The sequence below is a fragment of the Brevundimonas sp. ABV4_179 genome (assembly GCF_056311945.1).
Genome location: NZ_CM149976.1, coordinates 1,891,341 through 1,907,620 on the forward strand (window position 1 = coordinate 1,891,341; position 16,280 = coordinate 1,907,620).

At 66.3% G+C, this 16,280-nt stretch carries 13 protein-coding genes and 1 riboswitch; of the genes, 10 read left to right on the top strand and 3 right to left on the bottom strand.

Annotation, left to right across the window (positions count from 1 at the left end):
- The first annotated feature begins 27 nt into the window (after positions 1 to 27).
- Together ACYX4P_RS09000 and ACYX4P_RS09005 are read left to right on the top strand one after the other, a co-directional pair.
- Complete coding sequence (locus tag ACYX4P_RS09000; RefSeq protein WP_248121083.1) at positions 28 to 2,631, top strand: DUF4118 domain-containing protein; 2,604 nt, start codon at positions 28 to 30, stop codon at positions 2,629 to 2,631.
- The gene (locus ACYX4P_RS09005) at positions 2,631 to 3,320 is read left to right on the top strand and encodes a response regulator (RefSeq protein WP_248121081.1); all 690 of its coding nucleotides are present in this window, start codon (positions 2,631 to 2,633) and stop codon (positions 3,318 to 3,320) included. The genes ACYX4P_RS09000 and ACYX4P_RS09005 overlap by 1 nt, the downstream gene beginning before the upstream one ends.
- Before the next feature lie 176 nt (positions 3,321 to 3,496).
- On the opposite strand, the gene prpB is transcribed toward ACYX4P_RS09005, so the two are convergent.
- Genes prpB through ACYX4P_RS09020 form a run of 3 tightly spaced genes read right to left on the bottom strand, consistent with a single transcriptional unit; the run spans position 3,497 to position 6,047 of the window.
- Positions 3,497 to 4,420 (bottom strand): methylisocitrate lyase, encoded by a 924-nt coding sequence (gene prpB, locus ACYX4P_RS09010; RefSeq protein WP_248121079.1) that lies wholly within the window; start codon positions 4,418 to 4,420, stop codon positions 3,497 to 3,499.
- A 27-nt stretch (positions 4,421 to 4,447) separates the two neighbouring features.
- Positions 4,448 to 5,605 (bottom strand): bifunctional 2-methylcitrate synthase/citrate synthase, encoded by a 1,158-nt coding sequence (gene prpC / locus ACYX4P_RS09015; protein ID WP_248121077.1) that lies wholly within the window; start codon positions 5,603 to 5,605, stop codon positions 4,448 to 4,450.
- Between the two features lie 16 nt (positions 5,606 to 5,621).
- The gene (locus ACYX4P_RS09020; RefSeq protein ID WP_248121075.1) at positions 5,622 to 6,047 is read right to left on the bottom strand and encodes an acyl-CoA thioesterase; all 426 of its coding nucleotides are present in this window, start codon (positions 6,045 to 6,047) and stop codon (positions 5,622 to 5,624) included.
- A 250-nt stretch (positions 6,048 to 6,297) separates the two neighbouring features.
- On the opposite strand from ACYX4P_RS09020, the gene acnD reads away from it, so the two are divergent.
- The 8 genes from acnD (at position 6,298) to ACYX4P_RS09060 (ending at position 16,274) form a co-directional block, all read left to right on the top strand.
- Positions 6,298 to 8,922 carry a Fe/S-dependent 2-methylisocitrate dehydratase AcnD gene (gene acnD, locus ACYX4P_RS09025; RefSeq protein ID WP_248121073.1) on the top strand — a complete coding sequence of 875 codons (2,625 nt, stop codon included), beginning with the start codon at positions 6,298 to 6,300 and terminating at the stop codon, positions 8,920 to 8,922.
- Positions 8,922 to 10,130 carry a 2-methylaconitate cis-trans isomerase PrpF gene (gene prpF / locus ACYX4P_RS09030; RefSeq protein ID WP_248121071.1) on the top strand — a complete coding sequence of 403 codons (1,209 nt, stop codon included), beginning with the start codon at positions 8,922 to 8,924 and terminating at the stop codon, positions 10,128 to 10,130. The genes acnD and prpF overlap by 1 nt, the downstream gene beginning before the upstream one ends.
- 125 nt (positions 10,131 to 10,255) lie before the next feature.
- Positions 10,256 to 11,662 (top strand): short-chain fatty acyl-CoA regulator family protein, encoded by a 1,407-nt coding sequence (locus tag ACYX4P_RS09035; protein WP_248121069.1) that lies wholly within the window; start codon positions 10,256 to 10,258, stop codon positions 11,660 to 11,662.
- Between the two features lie 71 nt (positions 11,663 to 11,733).
- A riboswitch (cobalamin riboswitch) is annotated at positions 11,734 to 11,949 on the top strand.
- Positions 11,950 to 12,055: 106 nt separating this feature from the next.
- Positions 12,056 to 13,042 carry a DUF1852 domain-containing protein gene (locus tag ACYX4P_RS09040; RefSeq protein ID WP_248121067.1) on the top strand — a complete coding sequence of 329 codons (987 nt, stop codon included), beginning with the start codon at positions 12,056 to 12,058 and terminating at the stop codon, positions 13,040 to 13,042.
- 28 nt (positions 13,043 to 13,070) lie between these two features.
- Entirely contained in the window at positions 13,071 to 14,099 is a 1,029-nt protein-coding gene (locus ACYX4P_RS09045; RefSeq protein ID WP_248121065.1) for a methionine synthase, read from the top strand.
- A gap of 91 nt (positions 14,100 to 14,190) precedes the next feature.
- Positions 14,191 to 14,718 (top strand): flavin reductase family protein, encoded by a 528-nt coding sequence (locus ACYX4P_RS09050; protein ID WP_248121063.1) that lies wholly within the window; start codon positions 14,191 to 14,193, stop codon positions 14,716 to 14,718.
- A 120-nt stretch (positions 14,719 to 14,838) separates the two neighbouring features.
- Positions 14,839 to 15,558 (top strand): cytochrome c oxidase assembly protein, encoded by a 720-nt coding sequence (locus tag ACYX4P_RS09055; protein WP_282438988.1) that lies wholly within the window; start codon positions 14,839 to 14,841, stop codon positions 15,556 to 15,558.
- A complete protein-coding gene (locus ACYX4P_RS09060) occupies positions 15,555 to 16,274 on the top strand; it encodes a cytochrome b (protein ID WP_248121059.1) in 720 nt (239 codons plus the stop codon). The genes ACYX4P_RS09055 and ACYX4P_RS09060 overlap by 4 nt, the downstream gene beginning before the upstream one ends.
- The last annotated feature ends 6 nt before the right edge of the window (positions 16,275 to 16,280 follow it).

The window sequence follows — 16,280 nt, forward strand, 5'->3', positions numbered from 1 at the left end:
CGCGGGCGGCTGAAGGTCTTTCTTGGCATGTCGCCCGGCGTGGGCAAGACCTACGAGATGCTGCGCGCCGCGCGCCGGCGAAAGGCCGAGGGGCTGGATGTCGTGGTCGGCGTGGTCGAGACCCACGGCCGCAAGGAGACGATGAGCCTGCTGCGCGGGCTGGACGTCATGCCGCGCGCACCCATCGAACACCGCGACCGCGCCCTGATGGAGTTCGATCTGGACGGCGCTCTCGCGCGGCGGCCCGAACTGCTGCTGGTCGACGAATACGCCCATTCCAACGCGCCCGGTTCGCGCCATCCCAAGCGGTGGCAGGACGTGGAGGAACTGCGCGACGCTGGGATCGACGTCTGGACGACGCTGAACATCCAGCATCTGGAAAGCCTGTCCGACGTCATCCTGCGCATCACCGGCGTTCGCCAGCGCGAGGCCGTGCCCGACAGCGTCCTCACCGGAGCCGACGACATCGAGTTCATCGACATCACGCCTGAGGATCTGCGGGCGCGCCTGGCCGAGGGCAAGGTCTATGTGCCTGAGACGGCGCGCGTGGCGTCGGAGAACTTCTTCAGGATCGAGAACCTGACGGCCCTGCGCGAACTGGCTCTGCGCCGGGCGGCCCAGACAGTGGACGACCAACTGCTTTCGCATCTGCGCGAGCGGGGCGTGTCGGGGCCGTGGGCGGCGAACGAGCGCATTCTGGTGCTGGTCGGCGGGGACGCCATGACCGCTTCCCTGGTGCGGACCGGGCGGCGGATGTCGGACATGATGATGGACGCCCCCTGGTCCGTGGCCCACGTCGAACGACCCAGCGGATCGCGCGCCGACGCCCGGTCGGCGGGGCGGCTGTCTGAGGCCTTCAAGCTGGCGGAGCAACTGGGCGGGCGGCCCGTGACCATCAGCGGCGACGATGTGGTGCGCGCCGTGCTGGATCACGCCCATCGCAACAACGTCACCCAGATCGTCATCGGCAAAACGCGCGGCGGGCGGTTCAGCGAATGGACCGGCCGGGCGCTGGCGACCGAACTGCTGCGCAAGGCGCAAGGGGTCGCCGTCCACGTCGTGACAGAGGGCGACCTGACCGCGCCCGAACCGGCGACACGGTCGGGTGTCCGGGCGGCGCTGGACTGGCGCGGCTATCCGGTCGGCGGGGCCTTCGTCCTGGCGGCGACAGGGGCGGCCCTCTTGCTGGACGCCCGGTTCGAGCGGGTCGATCTGGGCGTGATCTATCTGGCGGCGGTGGTGGCGGCGGGGGTGCTGAACGGGCTCAGGCCCGCTCTGGCGGCGGCGACCCTGGCCTTTCTGACCTATAACTTCCTGTTCCTCCAGCCGCGCTACAGCTTCCTGATCGGGTCGCCGACGGACGTCCTGACCCTTATCCTGTTCTGGGGCGTGGCCCTGGGGACGGGCGCCTTGGCGGGGCGCGTGCGCGAACAGGCGCGGGCGGCCCAGCGTCGCGCCGCCGCCGTTTCGGCGCTGCTGGCCGCCAGCCAAGCCCTGTCGGCCGGCCGGGATCGCGCCGCCACGGCCCGCAGCCTGGCCGAACAGGCCTCGGCCGCCGCCGGCGCGGGCGCCGTCGTCCTTCTGCCCGACGGCGAGGACATCGTTCTGACCGGCGCCAGCCCTGAGGGCGTGACCCTGGCCCCCGACGCCATGGCCGCCGCCCGCTGGGCCTGGACCCACGGCGAGGTCGCGGGCCACGGCACCGGCACCCTGCCGCAGACCTGTTGGCGGTTTCAGCCTCTTCAGGGCGTGCGCGCCCGGGCGGGCGTCGCCGGCATAGATGCGTCCGCCGTGGCGGCGGGCTCGGACGAGGAACGTCTGGCCATGGCCCTGCTGGACCAGGGCGCCGTGGCGCTGGAGCGGGCCGATCTGGCCGGTCAGGCGCTGGAGACCGAGACCCTGCGCCGCGCCGATCGTTTCCGCGCCGCCCTGATGAACTCGGTCAGCCACGATCTGCGCACCCCCCTGTCCACCATCCTGGGCTCGGCGACGACCCTGATCGACTATGGCGCGACTCTGAAGCCCGAGGTCCGCGACGACCTGCTGCTCAGCATCCGCGAAGAGGCCGAACGCCTGTCGCGCTATGTCGGGGATCTGCTGGACATGACCCGGCTGGAGGGCGGGGGGCTGAACGTCCGCACCGACTGGACCGATGTGCGCGACATCCTGAATGCGGCCGCCGAGCGGGTGTCGCGCCGTCTGGGCCGGCGCAGGGTCGCGCGCGACTTCCCGGCGCAGCTCAGTCTGGTCGAGGCTGATCCCGGCCTGCTGGAACAGGCGGTGGTCAATATTCTTGAGAACGCCATCGCCTACAGTACCGACGACACGAGCATCGAACTAGCGGCCTATGAGGATCGCGGCGCCGTCGTCATCTCCATCGAGGATCAGGGGCGCGGCATCCCGACCGCCGAGCTGGAACGGGTGTTCGACAAGTTCCGCCGCATGGAGGAATCCACCGACCGCGCAAAAGGAGCGGGACTGGGTCTGGCCATCGCCAAGGGCTTCGTCGAAGCCATGCGCGGCCGCATCGCCGCCGCCAGCCCGATCCAGGACGACGCCGCCGGCAAACGCGGCGCCCGCATCCTGATTCGCCTGCCCAAATCCATCGCCACCCACCCGGATCTGCTCTGATGTCCGCCGTTCGCCCCCAGGTTCTGGTCATTGACGACGAACCCCAGATCCATCGTTTCCTGGCGCCCGCGCTGGACGCCGCCGGCTATGAGCCCCGCCGCGCCGACAGCGGTCAGGAGGGCCTGCGCGCCATCGCCCTGTGGAGCCCCGACGCGGTGGTTCTGGATCTGGGACTGCCCGATATGGACGGCAAGGATGTGCTGACCCGCGCGCGTGCGTTCTATCCGGGACCGATCATCGTCTTGTCCGCCCGTGACCGCGAGGCCGAGAAGATCACGGCCCTGGACCTGGGCGCCAACGACTATGTCGAAAAGCCGTTCGGCGTGGGCGAACTGCTGGCCCGCATCCGCGCGGGTCTGCGCCAGGGCGCGCTGACGCCGATCGTGGGCGGCGTGGTCACGGCGGGCGATATGGTGATCGACCTGGACCGTCGCATCGTCTCCCGCGCGGGCGAGCGGGTGAAGCTGCGCCCCAAGGAATACGAGGTCCTGGCCTTTCTGGCCCGCAACGCCGGCAAGGTGCTGGGTCACGTCGATCTGCTGAAGACCATATGGGGCGCCGGCCATGCCGACGACGTCCAGTATCTGCGCGTCGTCGTCGGTCAGCTTCGGCAAAAGCTGGAGGCGGACCCGGCCCAGCCAGTCATGCTCGTGACCGAGCCCGGCATCGGCTATCGGCTGGTCGTCTAAGCGGCATCGGCCGACGTGTAGGTCAGTCGCTGAGCGAAGTAGCGCAGCTGATCGCCAGGCACGAAGTCGATGGGCTTTGAAAGGGACGGCTTCCGCCCGGCCCGGAAGACCAAAGGGCCTTCAGGCCGTCCTTGCCAAAGAAGACTGACGCACGCCGAGCGCGGCGCTTCGGCGGATCAGTCTTCCTGCGGCATGCCTTGGGGCACGATGGTCTTGATGATCGAGGCGTCCAGTTCCTCGAAGGTGTGCAGGCCGATGGTGTCGTACAGTTCTTGGCGGGTCTGCATGCGGTCCACATATTTGTGCGTCCCGCCATTGGCCTTGATCGAGGCGTACAGTTCCGACTGCGCTTTGTTGGCGACGCGCAGGGACGACACGGGCCAGATCACCATCTTGTAGCCCATCTGCTCGAACTCGGCGGCCGTGTAGAAGGGCGTCTTGCCGAACTCGGTCATATTGGCCAGCAGGGGGACGCCGGGCATGGCCTTGGCGAACTTCTCGAACATCTCGCGGGTGTTGAGCGCTTCGGGGAAGATGCAGTCGGCGCCGGCGTCGACATACATCTTGGCGCGGTCGACGGCGGCGTCGAAACCTTCCACGCCGGCCGCGTCGGTGCGGGCCATGATGACGATGTCGCGGCTGGCCTTCTTGGCGGCGGCGACCTTGGCGGCCATGTCGAGGGCCGGGACCAGGGCCTTGCCGTTCAGGTGGCCGCACTTCTTGGGCAGGATCTGGTCTTCCAGGTGTACGGCGCCGGCGCCCGCCTCCTCGAACGTCCGCACCATGTGCATGACGTTCAGCGCCTCCCCATAGCCGGTGTCGCCGTCCACCAGCAGGGGAAGGCCGGACGCGCGGGCGATCTGGCGGATGAAGAAGGCGACTTCGTCCACCGTGATGATGCCCAGATCCGGCAGGCCCATGGAGGCCGTCATCGCCGCGCCCGACAGATAGACCCCGTCGAAGCCGGCGTTCCTGGCCTGGATGGCCGCCTGACCGTTGTGGGCGCCGGGCAACTGCCAGATTCCCTCGCGGGCCAGGGCGGCGCGGAAACGCTTGCCGGCGGATTCGGTCGGCAGGTCGGCGGCGACAAGATAGGGCATGGAGACTCCGTAGGCTTTCAGGCGGTCTTAGGCGCGTTCGGCCAGCGGCGCGAACGTGAGGTTTTCCGGGCCGGTATAGTTGGCCGAGGGGCGGATGATCTTGTTGTCGGTGCGTTGCTCGATCACATGGGCGGCCCAGCCCGTGGTGCGCGAGATGACGAACAGCGGCGTGAACATCGCCGTCGGCACGCCCATCATGTGGTAGGAGACGGCCGAGAACCAGTCGAGGTTCGGGAACATCTTCTTCTCGTCCATCATGACGCTCTCGATGCGTTCGGCGATGTCGTACATCCGGGTCGAACCGGCCTCGTCCGACAGGGTCTTGGCGACACGCTTGATGACGACATTGCGGGGGTCGCTGATCGTATAGACCGGGTGGCCGAAGCCGATGATGACCTCTTTCGCCTCCATGCGACGGCGAATGTCGGCCTCGGCCTCGTTGGCGTCGGCGTAGCGCTTCTGGATTTCGAAGGCGACTTCATTGGCTCCGCCGTGCTTGGGACCGCGCAGGGCGCCGATGGCCCCGGCGATGGCCGAGAACATGTCCGAGCCGGTCCCGGCGATGACGCGGGCGGTGAAGGTCGAGGCGTTGAACTCATGCTCGGCGTACAGGATCAGCGAGGTGTGCATGGCCCGCACCCAGCTGTCGGACGGCGCCGTACCATGCAGAAGATGCAGGAAATGGCCGCCGATGGAATCGTCGTCGGTCTCCACCTCGATGCGGCGGCCGTTCTGGCTGAAGTGGTGCCAGTAGAGCAGCATCGACCCCAAGGAGGCGATCAGCCGGTCGGCGATGTCGCGCGCGCCGGGGTGGTTGTGATCGTGCGCCTCCGGCAGGGCGCAGCCCAGGGCCGAAACGCCGGTCCGCATCACGTCCATCGGGTGGGCCGCCGCCGGAACCGTCTCCAACGCCGACTTCACGGCGGCGGGCAGGCCGCGCAGGGCCTTGAGCTTGGCCTTGTAGGCCTTGAGCTGAGCGGCGGTCGGCAAGGCGCCGTGGATCAGCAGGTGCGCGATTTCCTCGAACTCGCTGGTCTCTGCGAAGTCCAGAATGTCATAGCCCCGATAATGCAGGTCGTTGCCCGAGCGGCCGACGGTGCACAGGGCGGTGTTGCCCGCCAGGACGCCGGACAGGGCGACGGACTTCTTCGGCTTCACGCCAGGAGCGGCTGCGACTTCGGACATGGATTTCCTCGAAAGCTTATTGGGCGGCCACGGAGACCGGGGCGCCGGAGCAGGGGTGAAGGGTGATCGGGCGCGGTCGGCCCTCGGCGTCGACGGCGACCATTTCGAAGCGGCCGTTCAGCGCGGGGCGGCGCGCGCCGGTTGACAGGGTTTCGGCGACGCCCTCGACCTCCACGGTCAGAGACGTGCGACCGACGCGGATCACGCGCGCCACCATGTCCAGAAGTTCGCCGACGCGGACGGGCGTGTGAAAATCGGTGGCCTCCGACCGCGCCATCACGACGTCGTTGCGGGCGCGGCGGCTGGCGGCGACGAAGGCGGCCTTGCTCAGCAGGGCAAGGGCCGAACCGGCGAACAGCGCGCCATAATGATTGGCCTGTTCCGGGAAGACCATTTCGGCGAACCGGGTCTCGTCAGGGGGAAGCGGCGTCGGCGACGACATGGGAGCCTCGGACAGCGGATCATCCGCGAGGCCCTTGAATATTCACGCTTCGATCGATCTCAGAAGGACTGAAAGAGCGGAAATCAGTGAAGGCGATGCTGCAAATCCGCGAAAGCTGCAAACTTGGATGTGTCCGCAAAGTTTGCTGATTTGCAGGCCGGCGTTCACAAATCTCCGCCCTTTCAGGCGTTCCGAAGCCCCCGTCGCGGGTCGATAATGACGCGATGAAGTTCAGGGGAATTCGGCTCAAATGAATGAAGCCTATCGTCGCCGGCTGCTCGGTACGTCAGTCGAATATTTCGATGTGCGCGCGGCGGTTCACGCCATTCAGCCGGGAGCCTATGACCGTCTGCCCTATGTGTCGCGGGTGTTGGCCGAGCAACTGGTGCGTCATTGCGATCCCGCTTCACGCGACGAGGCGCTGAGGCAGATCGTCGAGCGCAAGCGCGATCTGGACTTTCCCTGGTATCCGGCGCGGGTCGTCTGCCACGACATTCTGGGCCAGACAGCCCTTGTCGATCTGGCGGGACTGCGCGACGCCATCGCCGAGCAGGGCGGCGATCCGGCCAAGGTCAATCCGGTCGTGCCGACCCAACTGATCGTCGACCATTCCCTGGCGGTCGAGGCGCCGGGGTTCGATCCCGAGGCCTTCGCCAAGAACCGCGCCATCGAGGATCGCCGCAACGAGGACCGCTTCCATTTCATCGAATGGACCAAGCGGGCCTTCGAGAATGTGGACGTCATTCCCGCCGGCAACGGCATCATGCACCAGATCAATCTGGAGAAGATGTCCCCCGTCGTGCAGGTGCGCGATGGGGTCGCCTTCCCCGACACCTGCGTCGGCACCGACAGCCATACGCCGCACGTCGACGCCCTGGGCGTCATAGCGATTGGAGTTGGCGGGCTAGAGGCCGAGACGGTGATGCTGGGGCGGCCGTCGATGATGCGCCTGCCTGACATCGTGGGCGTCAAGCTGACGGGGCGGCGCCATGAGGGCATCACCGCCACCGACATCGTGCTGGCCCTGACAGAGTTTCTGCGCAAGGAGCGGGTGGTCGGCGCCTGGCTGGAGTTCTTTGGCGAAGGGGCGGACAGCCTGACCATCGGCGACCGGGCCACCATCTCGAACATGTGCCCGGAGTACGGGGCGACGGCGGCGATGTTCTACATCGACCAGCAGACCATCGACTATCTGCGCCTGACCGGTCGCGAGCCCGACCAGATCGAACTGGTCGAGACCTATGCCAAGACCATCGGCCTTTGGGCCGACGCGCTGAAGACCGCCGACTATGAGCGGGTGCTGGCGTTCGATCTGTCGACGGTCGAGCGCAATCTGGCCGGACCTTCCAATCCGCATCGTCGCCTGCCGACCTCGGCCCTGCAGGCGCGCGGCGTGGCGGTCGATCTGGACGGCGCCCTGGCCGAAGAGCGTGACGGCCTGATGCCTGACGGCGCGGTCATCATCGCCGCCATCACCAGCTGCACCAACACCTCCAACCCCCGAAACGTGGTCGCGGCGGGCCTGGTGGCCCGAAAGGCCAACGCCCTGGGTCTGGTCCGCAAGCCCTGGGTCAAGACCTCGTTCGCGCCGGGCTCCAAGGTAGCGCAGCTGTATCTGGAAGACGCAGGCCTGCTGCCGGAACTGGAGGCGCTGGGCTTCGGCATCGTCGGCTTCGCCTGCACCACCTGCAACGGCATGTCGGGCGCGCTCGATCCGGTGATCCAGAACGAGATCGTTGAGCGCGACCTCTATACGACCGCTGTCCTGTCCGGGAACCGCAACTTCGACGGTCGCATCCATCCTTACGCCAAACAGGCCTTCCTGGCCTCGCCGCCGCTGGTGGTGGCCTACGCCATCGCCGGGACGGTGCGGTTCGATATCGAGCAGGATGTCCTGGGTGTTGCGCCCGACGGTCGTGAGATCCGCCTGAAGGACCTGTGGCCCGCCGATGCCGAGATCGACGCCATCGTCGGCAGGCACGTCAAGCCCGAACAGTTCCGCAACGTCTATGAGCCGATGTTCGCCAAGCGCCTGCATGGCGGAGCGCCCGCCGCGCCGCTGTATGACTGGCGGCCCCAGTCGACCTATATCCGACGTCCGCCCTATTGGGACACCGAGGGACTGGGCGCCCTGGCGGCCAGCCCCCGCACGCTGAAGGGGATGCGGCCCCTGGCCATACTGCCGGACAACATCACCACCGATCACCTGTCGCCGTCGAACGCCATCCTGCCGACCTCGGCGGCGGGCGAGTATCTGACGGCGATGGGCGTGCCGGAAGAGGACTACAACTCCTACGCCACCCATCGCGGCGATCACCTGACGGCCATGCGCGCCACCTTCGCCAACCCGCAGCTGGTCAATGAGATGGCCGTGGTCGACGGGGCGGTGAAGAAGGGCTCTCTGGCGCGGCTGGAGCCGGATGGTCAGGTGGTGCGGATGTGGGAGGCGATCGAGACCTATCTGGGCCGTCGCCAGCCGCTGATCATCATCGCCGGGGCCGATTACGGCCAGGGCTCGTCGCGCGACTGGGCCGCCAAGGGCGTGCGTCTGGCGGGGGTAGAGGCCATCGTCGCCGAGGGTTTCGAGCGGATTCACCGCACCAATCTGATCGGCATGGGCGTGATGCCGCTGGAGTTCACGGGCGGCGTGACCCGGCTGGGGCTGAAGCTGGACGGCACGGAAACCTATGACGTCATCGGCCAGCCCGCGGCGGGCGCCGAACTGAGCCTGGTCGTTCACCGAGCTGACGGGACGCAGGAGACGGTGTCGGTCAAATGCCGCCTGGACACCGCCGAGGAGGTCTCGATCTATGAGGCGGGCGGTGTGCTGCAACGCTTCGCTCAGGACTTCCTGGAACAGGAGGCCGCCGCCTGATGTCGCACGGTCCGCAGATACGCATCCCCGCCACCTATATGCGCGGCGGCACGTCCAAGGGCGTCTTCTTCCGCTTGGAAGACTTGCCCGACGCGGCGCGCGCGCCCGGCCCAGCGCGGGACCGGCTGTTCCAGCGGGTGATCGGCAGTCCGGACGCCTATGGCAAACAGATCGACGGCATGGGCGGCGCGACCTCCAGCACGTCGAAATGCGTGATCCTGTCGCCCAGCGACCGACCCGACCATGATGTCGACTATCTGTATGGCCAGGTCTCCATCGACACGGATTTCGTCGACTGGTCGGGCAACTGCGGGAATCTGTCGACGGCGGCGGGGGCCTTCGCCATCCATGCGGGCTATGTCGATGCAGGAGCCGACGGCGTCCGCACCGTTCGCATCTGGCAGGCCAATATCGGCAAGACCATCATCGCCCATGTCCCGGTTTCGGGCGGCGCGGTGCAGGAGACCGGCGACTTTGAACTGGACGGCGTGACCTTCCCCGCCGCTGAGATCGTGCTGGAATTCCTGGACCCCGCCGATGAGGGCGAGGCCAGTGACGGTTCGGGGGGCGCCATGTTCCCGACCGGCAATCTGATCGACGAACTGGATGTGCCGGAGGATCTGGTCGCGGGCGGCAGGTTGAAGGCCACGCTGATCAACGCCGGCATCCCAACCATCTTCGTGGACGCCGCCGACATCGGCTATACCGGCACCGAGTTGCAGGAGGCGATCAACGGCGATGCGGCGGCCCTGAAACGGTTCGAGGCCCTGCGCGCCATTGGCGCGGTTCGGATGGGGCTGATCGCATCGGTCGATGAGGCTTCGCGACGTCAGCACACGCCCAAGATCGCCTTCGTCGCGCCTGCGCGCGATCATGTCGTCTCCAGCGGCAGGACGATCAAGGCTCAGGAAATCGACCTGTTGGTTCGCGCCCTGTCGATGGGCAAGCTGCACCACGCCATGATGGGCACCGCCTCGGTGGCCATCGCCGTCGCGGCCGCTGTGCCGGGGACGCTGGTCAATCGGGCTGCAGGCGGCGGCAAGCGAAGCGCCGTGCGGTTCGGACATCCCTCGGGCGCGTTGCAAGTCGGCGCAGAGGCGGTGGAGCGCAACGGCGACTGGACGGTGTCGAAGGCGGTGATGAGCCGCAGCGCTCGGCGATTGATGGCGGGCGACGTCTTCGTGCCGTCGGAGCCTTGGCCGGTCTGAGCGGCGGCAAGACGTCTTGACATCTTCGTGTTTGCAATATTTGCATCTGTCGGTCAGTCTTGAGCATTCCTGTTGTGGATGTTTGAGAAATCCTTTCCAACTTTATGCAAAAGTTGTAAAAGTCTATGAGCAAGACCTTCATGGGTGTTCGTCTGCGTCGGCTGCGCGAAGAGCGCAGCCTGACCCAGACCGCGGTGGCGCAGGCGCTGGGAATATCCAATAGCTATCTCAGTCAGATCGAGCAGAACCAGCGCCCGCTGACCGTGCCTCTGCTGCTCAAGCTCAACGCCGCTTTCGGCGTCGATGTTCAGTTGTTCTCGGAAGACGAGGAGGGGCGGCTGATCTCGGATGTGCGCGAAGCCCTGGGGGAGGGCGGAGCCGAACACATATCGACGGCTGAACTGCGCGAACTTGCGCTGAACATGCCTGCGGTTGGGCGGGCGCTGGTCGCGCTGCACCGCAAGTCGAGGCGAAGCGCCGACCGGGCCGAAGCCATGGCCTTGAGGCTGGGAGAGGAGTTCGCCGACGACACGCCCGCCCGTATGCCGTTCGAACAGGTGCGCGACTTCTTCTACTCGCGTCGCAATCATGTCGCCGAACTGGATGAGGCGGCCGAGCGTCTCTATGACGCCGCTGGTCTGGCGCCGCGTCAGGTCCGGCCGGGGCTGGCGGCCTGGCTGGCTCAAAGGCACGGCGTGCGCGTCGTCGTCGACGAGGGGGAGGAGGCGCAGCGTCGCTTCGACGCCGTCAATCGCACCCTTCATGTCTCGCCCTTCACCAAACAGGGGCAGCAGGCGTTCCAGATGGCGATGCAACTCGCCTATCTGGAGGCGGGCGCCGCCATCGAGACCCTGATCGACGGCGCGGGGTTCGACGACCGGGAGACGCGCGATCTTCTACGCATCGGCCTAGCCCAGTACTTCGCCGGCGCCGTCCTGTTGCCCTATCGTGATTTTCTTCAGCAGGCCGAAGCCTTCTCCTACGACATCGTGCGGCTTGGGCGACATTTCGGGGTGGGGTTCGAGACCGTCTGTCACCGGCTTTCCACGCTTCAGCGGCCGGGGGCGCTGGGCGTGCCCTTCTTTTTCGTCAGGGTCGATCGCGCAGGCAATATCTCCAAGCGCCAGTCGGCGACCGACTTTCACTTTTCCCGCGTGGGCGGTTCGTGCCCGCTCTGGAATGTTTACGAAGCCTTCGCCCAGCCCGGCCGCGTCCTGACCCAGATGGCGCAGATGCCCGACGGACGCACCTATCTGTGGATCGCACGAACCGTCGGCAGTCCCAGTCCGGCCTTTGGCGCGCCGGGCAAGAGTTTCGCCATCGGCCTGGGGTGCGACATCCGTCACGCATCGCGCCTGATCTATTCGCAAGGTCTGGACCTGTCAGACGTCGCCGCCGCCACGCCCATCGGCGCGGGCTGCAAGGTGTGCGAGCGCCCGGCCTGCCCGCAAAGGGCGTTTCCGCCCATAGGGCGCGCGCTGTTGATCGACCCGAACCGCAGCGCAGCGACCCCCTATCCCACGGCCGCCTGACGAGGTGGCGGTAGATCGTATAAGGACATAAAGATATCTTTATATCATTGTTGACTTCAGGCGTGGCTGTGGCAGTGTCCGCTTGTCGTGGTTCTTCGGGCGGTGTTCGAACTGTTCGGAGCTAAGAGGGAAGCCGGTGAGACTTCGGTCGAAGCCGGCGCTGCCCCCGCAACTGTAAGCGGCGAGCTGAGGGTCCATCGGATGTCACTGGGGGTTCGCCTCCGGGAAGGCCGGGCCGGAAGCCGTGACCCGCGAGCCAGGAGACCTGCCCCGACAGATATCGTCCTCCGGCGGGGTGTCGGTCAGGTCGCATGAACGCCGCGACGGAGGCTTCCGTGTGCGAGCGGTCGCGCGTTCCTGCCTGCTGTTCCGCCAGCATCAACGGCAGAGACCATGGCGAACAGCGCGTTCACATTCACCATCAAGCGCACCGCGCTCGACGAGAACTATGTTCCCGCCGACAACACGCGGATCACGACCAATTTCGCCAATCTGGCCCGGGGGGAAAGCCGACAGGAAAACCTGCGCAACACCCTGAGGATGATCGACAACCGCTTCAACTCCCTGGCGCATTGGGACAATCCGAGGGGGGATCGCTATGCGGTCGAACTGCAGATCGTCTCCGTCGAGATGAGCGTGGCGCCAGGCGAGGAGACGGACAGTTTCCCGCTGATCGAAATCCTTCAGACGACCATCGTGGACGGCCAGACCGGTCGGCGCATCGACGGGATCGTCGGCAACAACTTCTCCTCCTATGTGCGCGACTACGACTTCAGCGTGGTCCTGCCCGCGCATATGAAGGCCAATCCCGGCGCCTTCGCGCCTGCGGACTTCGGAGACCTGCACGGCAAGCTGTTCAAGCATTTCCTGAACTCGGCCGCCTATCGCGATAATTTCGGCAAGCCCCCCGTCATCTGCCTGAGCGTGTCGAGCAACAAGACCTACCACCGCACCGGCGGCGAGCACCCCGTGCTGGGCAGCGAATACGAGAACGACGAGTTTTCCCCGACCGATCAGTATTTCGCCAAGATGGGGATGAAGGTCCGCTACTTCATGCCCAAGGGCAGCGTCGCGCCCTTCGCCTTCTATCACATCGGCGACCTGACGGGCGACTACACCGATCTGGAACTGGTCAGCACCATCAGCACGATGGAGACCTTCCAGAAGATCTATCGGCCCGAGATCTACAACGCCAACTCCCCGGCGTCGGAACAGTATCGGCCCAGCCTGCAGTGCCAGGACTATTCGCTGACCCGCATCGTCTACGACCGCGAGGAGCGCAGCCGTCTGGCGGTCGAACAGGGCCGGTTCGTCGAAGAGCGTTTCATCAAGCCCTACCGGCAGGTTCTGGACCAATGGTCCGCCAGCTTCGCCGCCTGATCCGTCATTCCGTAAGAAGTCATCCGTCATGAAAACCCTGTTGCCCACATCCACCGCCGGAAGCCTGCCAAAGCCCGTCTGGCTGGCCGAGCCCGAGACCCTGTGGTCGCCCTGGAAGCTGGAAGGCGATGAGCTTGTCGAGGCCAAGCAGGACGCCCTGCGCCTGTCGCTGGACGATCAGCGCCGCGCCGGGATCGACATCGTCAGCGACGGCGAACAGACACGTCAGCACTTCGTCACGACCTTCATCGAGCATCTGGACGGGGTGGATTTCGAGGCCCGCAAGACCATGCGTATCCGCAATCGTTATGATGCGAGCGTGCCGGTGGTCGTCGGCGCCGTCAGCCGTCAGAAGCCGGTCTTCGTCGAGGACGCCAAATACCTGCGCCAGCAGACCGACCAGCCGATCAAATGGGCCTTGCCGGGGCCGATGACGATGATCGACACCTTGTACGACGACCACTACCAAAGCCGCGAGAAACTGGCCTGGGAGTTCGCTAAGATCCTCAACGAGGAAGCCAGAGAACTGGAGGCCGCCGGCGTCGACATCATCCAGTTCGACGAGCCCGCCTTCAACGTCTTTTTCGACGAGGTGAACGACTGGGGCGTCGCCACGCTGGAGAGGGCGGCCGAGGGGCTGAAATGCGAGACGGCCGTCCACATCTGCTACGGCTATGGCATCAAGGCCAACACCGACTGGAAGAAGACGCTGGGGTCGGAGTGGCGTCAGTACGAAGAGGCCTTCCCGAAGCTGCAGACCTCCAGCATCGACATCATCTCGCTTGAGGCCCAGAACTCGCGCGTGCCGATGGACCTGATCGAGCTGATCCGGGGCAAGAAGGTGATGGTCGGGGCCATCGACGTGGCGACCGACGTCATCGAGACGCCCGAACAGGTCGCGGACACCTTGAGGAAGGCGTTGCAATTCGTGGACGCCGACAAGCTGTATCCCGCCACCAACTGCGGCATGGCGCCCCTGTCTCGCCGGGTCGCCAATGGAAAGCTCGCGGCTTTGGGCGCGGGCGCTGCGATCGTTCGCCAGGAACTTTTGGTCTGAACCCTGACGATGGGGAGACGGAGTTGGCTCGCTGTGTCGTCGTGGAGCCATCCGACGCAACCCCCGTCCTGCGCCCGGAAGGCTTTTGATCATGCCGAACCTAGCCGCCATCACCGAGGAGGCCGATCTGCGCCGGCTTTTCGGTCTGTTTCCGACCGGCGTGACGGCATTGGGCGCCATGGAGGACGCCCGTCCCGTTGGCATGACGGCCAGCGCGTTCGTCGCTGTGTCGCTAAATCCGCCTCTCGTGTCGGTCTGCATCAAGCGTGGCTCGTGGACCTGGCGGCGGCTGCGCGCCCGTCCGCGCATCGGCATCTCGTTCCTTGGAGACAGCCATGCCGTCGCCGCGCGCCAACTGGCCCAGACGGGCGATAATCGGTTTTCCGGGCTGGACTATCAGGTCGGCCCGGAGGGTGCGCTTTTCCTGGCCGGCGCGCCGGCCTGGCTGGACTGTTCCGTGGAGAAGGAGGTCGAGGCGGGCGACCACGACATCGTCCTTTTCCGTCTCCACCGCGCGGCCGCGGCCAATGGAATTTCGCCGCTGATCTTCCATTCCAGCAGATTCCACACCCTTTCGCCCATCGAGCGATCGCTCACGCCGCTCTGCCCCGCCGAATGAGACGCCGGCCCGAGGAAAACGAGCCAGACCAATCGCCGCAGACGGATTTGCGAGAGGAACTGAGCCGGCCTTCGAGGTTTTGAACTTCATGCCGTGAGCGGGCGCGTGTGGGGGCGGATCATGAATGCAGGACCGATCTGGACGCCCTACTGCGGTCCGGCGCCGGAGGCGGGCGATTGGCGTTGGAACCTGGACCCGGTCCTGTTGGGCGTCATGCTGGTCGTTACGATGCTTTTGACAACGCGGCTGGACGGGCGGCGCCGGGTGTTCGGTCTGATGGGGATGGGGGTTCTGGCGATCAGTTTCGTCTCTCCTTTGTGCGCCCTAAGCTCGGCGTTGTTTTCGGCGCGGACGGTGCACCACGTGCTTCTGGTCGGCGTCGCCGCGCCGCTGCTGGCCTGGGCGACGCCCCGTCGTGACGGCGCCGGGCTGATCCTTGCGACGGCGGTGCAGGCGGTGGTGCTGTGGGCCTGGCACGCGCCGGGCCTGTATGGCGCGGCGCTTTCGAACGACGCCCTCTATTGGGTTATGCAATTAAGTCTGCTGGCGAGCGCCGTCTGGTTCTGGACCAGGGTCAGAGCCGCGTCGGCCCCGGCGGTGGTCGTGGCCTTGCTGGCGGCCATGCTGGCGATGGGATTGCTGGGGGCGGTGCTGACCTTCGCCGGGCAACCGGTCTATGCGCCGCACTTCTACACCACACTGGCCTGGGGCATGACGCCGCTTGAGGATCAGCAGGCGGCGGGGCTGATCATGTGGGCCCCGGCGTCGGCGCTCTATCTGTTCGCGGCTTTGGCGGTCCTAGGGCGGATGCTGGGGCCGACGCGAGAGGTCGCGGCATGATCGTTCGGCTGTTCCAGCAGGCTCTGGAATGGGCGGCGGGCCATCATGACGAGGGCCGCTATTCGCCGGTCGCCATCGCCTTTCACTGGACCATGGCAGGGCTGGTGGTGTTTCAGATCGGTTGGGGCTTCTGGATGGGGCGCCAGCCGGTGGGGGCGGCCATGGTCGCGGCCTATGACCTGCATTTCGCCATCGGGGTGCTGATGCTGATCCTGGTGATCGGCCGGCTGTCCTGGCGGCTGATGGCGCCGGATCTGGTCAACGATGCGGACAAGCCGGGCTGGGAAAGCTGGGCGGCGCACATCACCCACTACCTCTTCTACATCTGTCTGTTCGGCCTGCCGCTGACGGGCTGGGCGATGGTTTCGGCGACGGACCGGACGCGCCAGCTGGAGGCGCTGGGGTTCATTCCCTGGCCCTTGCTGCCTCTGCAGGATTTGTCGAACACTCAGCTATGGGCGATCGAGGCGGCGGCGGAGTGGATGCATTGGGGCATGGTGCTGACGCTGCTGCTGATGATCCCCATTCACGCGGGAGCCGCGCTCAAGCACCATCTGATCGATCGGGACGACGTGTTTCACGCGATGCTGCCGGTCGTGCCGCTGCGTCCACGGAAGCGGACCCGGTGGCAGCGGCGCTGGCGGGCGCTGGAGCGGCGGGTCGTGTCGACAGCCAAAGCGCTATTGCGCGGGCTTCTGGGTCCGAAAGCGGTTTGACGGCGG

Coding starts and splice junctions, on each gene's coding strand:
- ACYX4P_RS09045 (WP_248121065.1), top strand. CDS start 13,071: ATGAAAACCCTGTTGCCCACATCCACCGCCGGAAGCCTGCCAAAGCCC.
- prpB (WP_248121079.1), bottom strand. CDS start 4,420: ATGCCCTATCTTGTCGCCGCCGACCTGCCGACCGAATCCGCCGGCAAG.
- prpF (WP_248121071.1), top strand. CDS start 8,922: ATGTCGCACGGTCCGCAGATACGCATCCCCGCCACCTATATGCGCGGC.
- ACYX4P_RS09000 (WP_248121083.1), top strand. CDS start 28: ATGTCGCCCGGCGTGGGCAAGACCTACGAGATGCTGCGCGCCGCGCGC.
- ACYX4P_RS09035 (WP_248121069.1), top strand. CDS start 10,256: ATGAGCAAGACCTTCATGGGTGTTCGTCTGCGTCGGCTGCGCGAAGAG.
- ACYX4P_RS09050 (WP_248121063.1), top strand. CDS start 14,191: ATGCCGAACCTAGCCGCCATCACCGAGGAGGCCGATCTGCGCCGGCTT.
- ACYX4P_RS09060 (WP_248121059.1), top strand. CDS start 15,555: ATGATCGTTCGGCTGTTCCAGCAGGCTCTGGAATGGGCGGCGGGCCAT.
- ACYX4P_RS09005 (WP_248121081.1), top strand. CDS start 2,631: ATGTCCGCCGTTCGCCCCCAGGTTCTGGTCATTGACGACGAACCCCAG.
- ACYX4P_RS09040 (WP_248121067.1), top strand. CDS start 12,056: ATGGCGAACAGCGCGTTCACATTCACCATCAAGCGCACCGCGCTCGAC.
- ACYX4P_RS09020 (WP_248121075.1), bottom strand. CDS start 6,047: ATGTCGTCGCCGACGCCGCTTCCCCCTGACGAGACCCGGTTCGCCGAA.
- ACYX4P_RS09055 (WP_282438988.1), top strand. CDS start 14,839: ATGAATGCAGGACCGATCTGGACGCCCTACTGCGGTCCGGCGCCGGAG.
- acnD (WP_248121073.1), top strand. CDS start 6,298: ATGAATGAAGCCTATCGTCGCCGGCTGCTCGGTACGTCAGTCGAATAT.
- prpC (WP_248121077.1), bottom strand. CDS start 5,605: ATGTCCGAAGTCGCAGCCGCTCCTGGCGTGAAGCCGAAGAAGTCCGTC.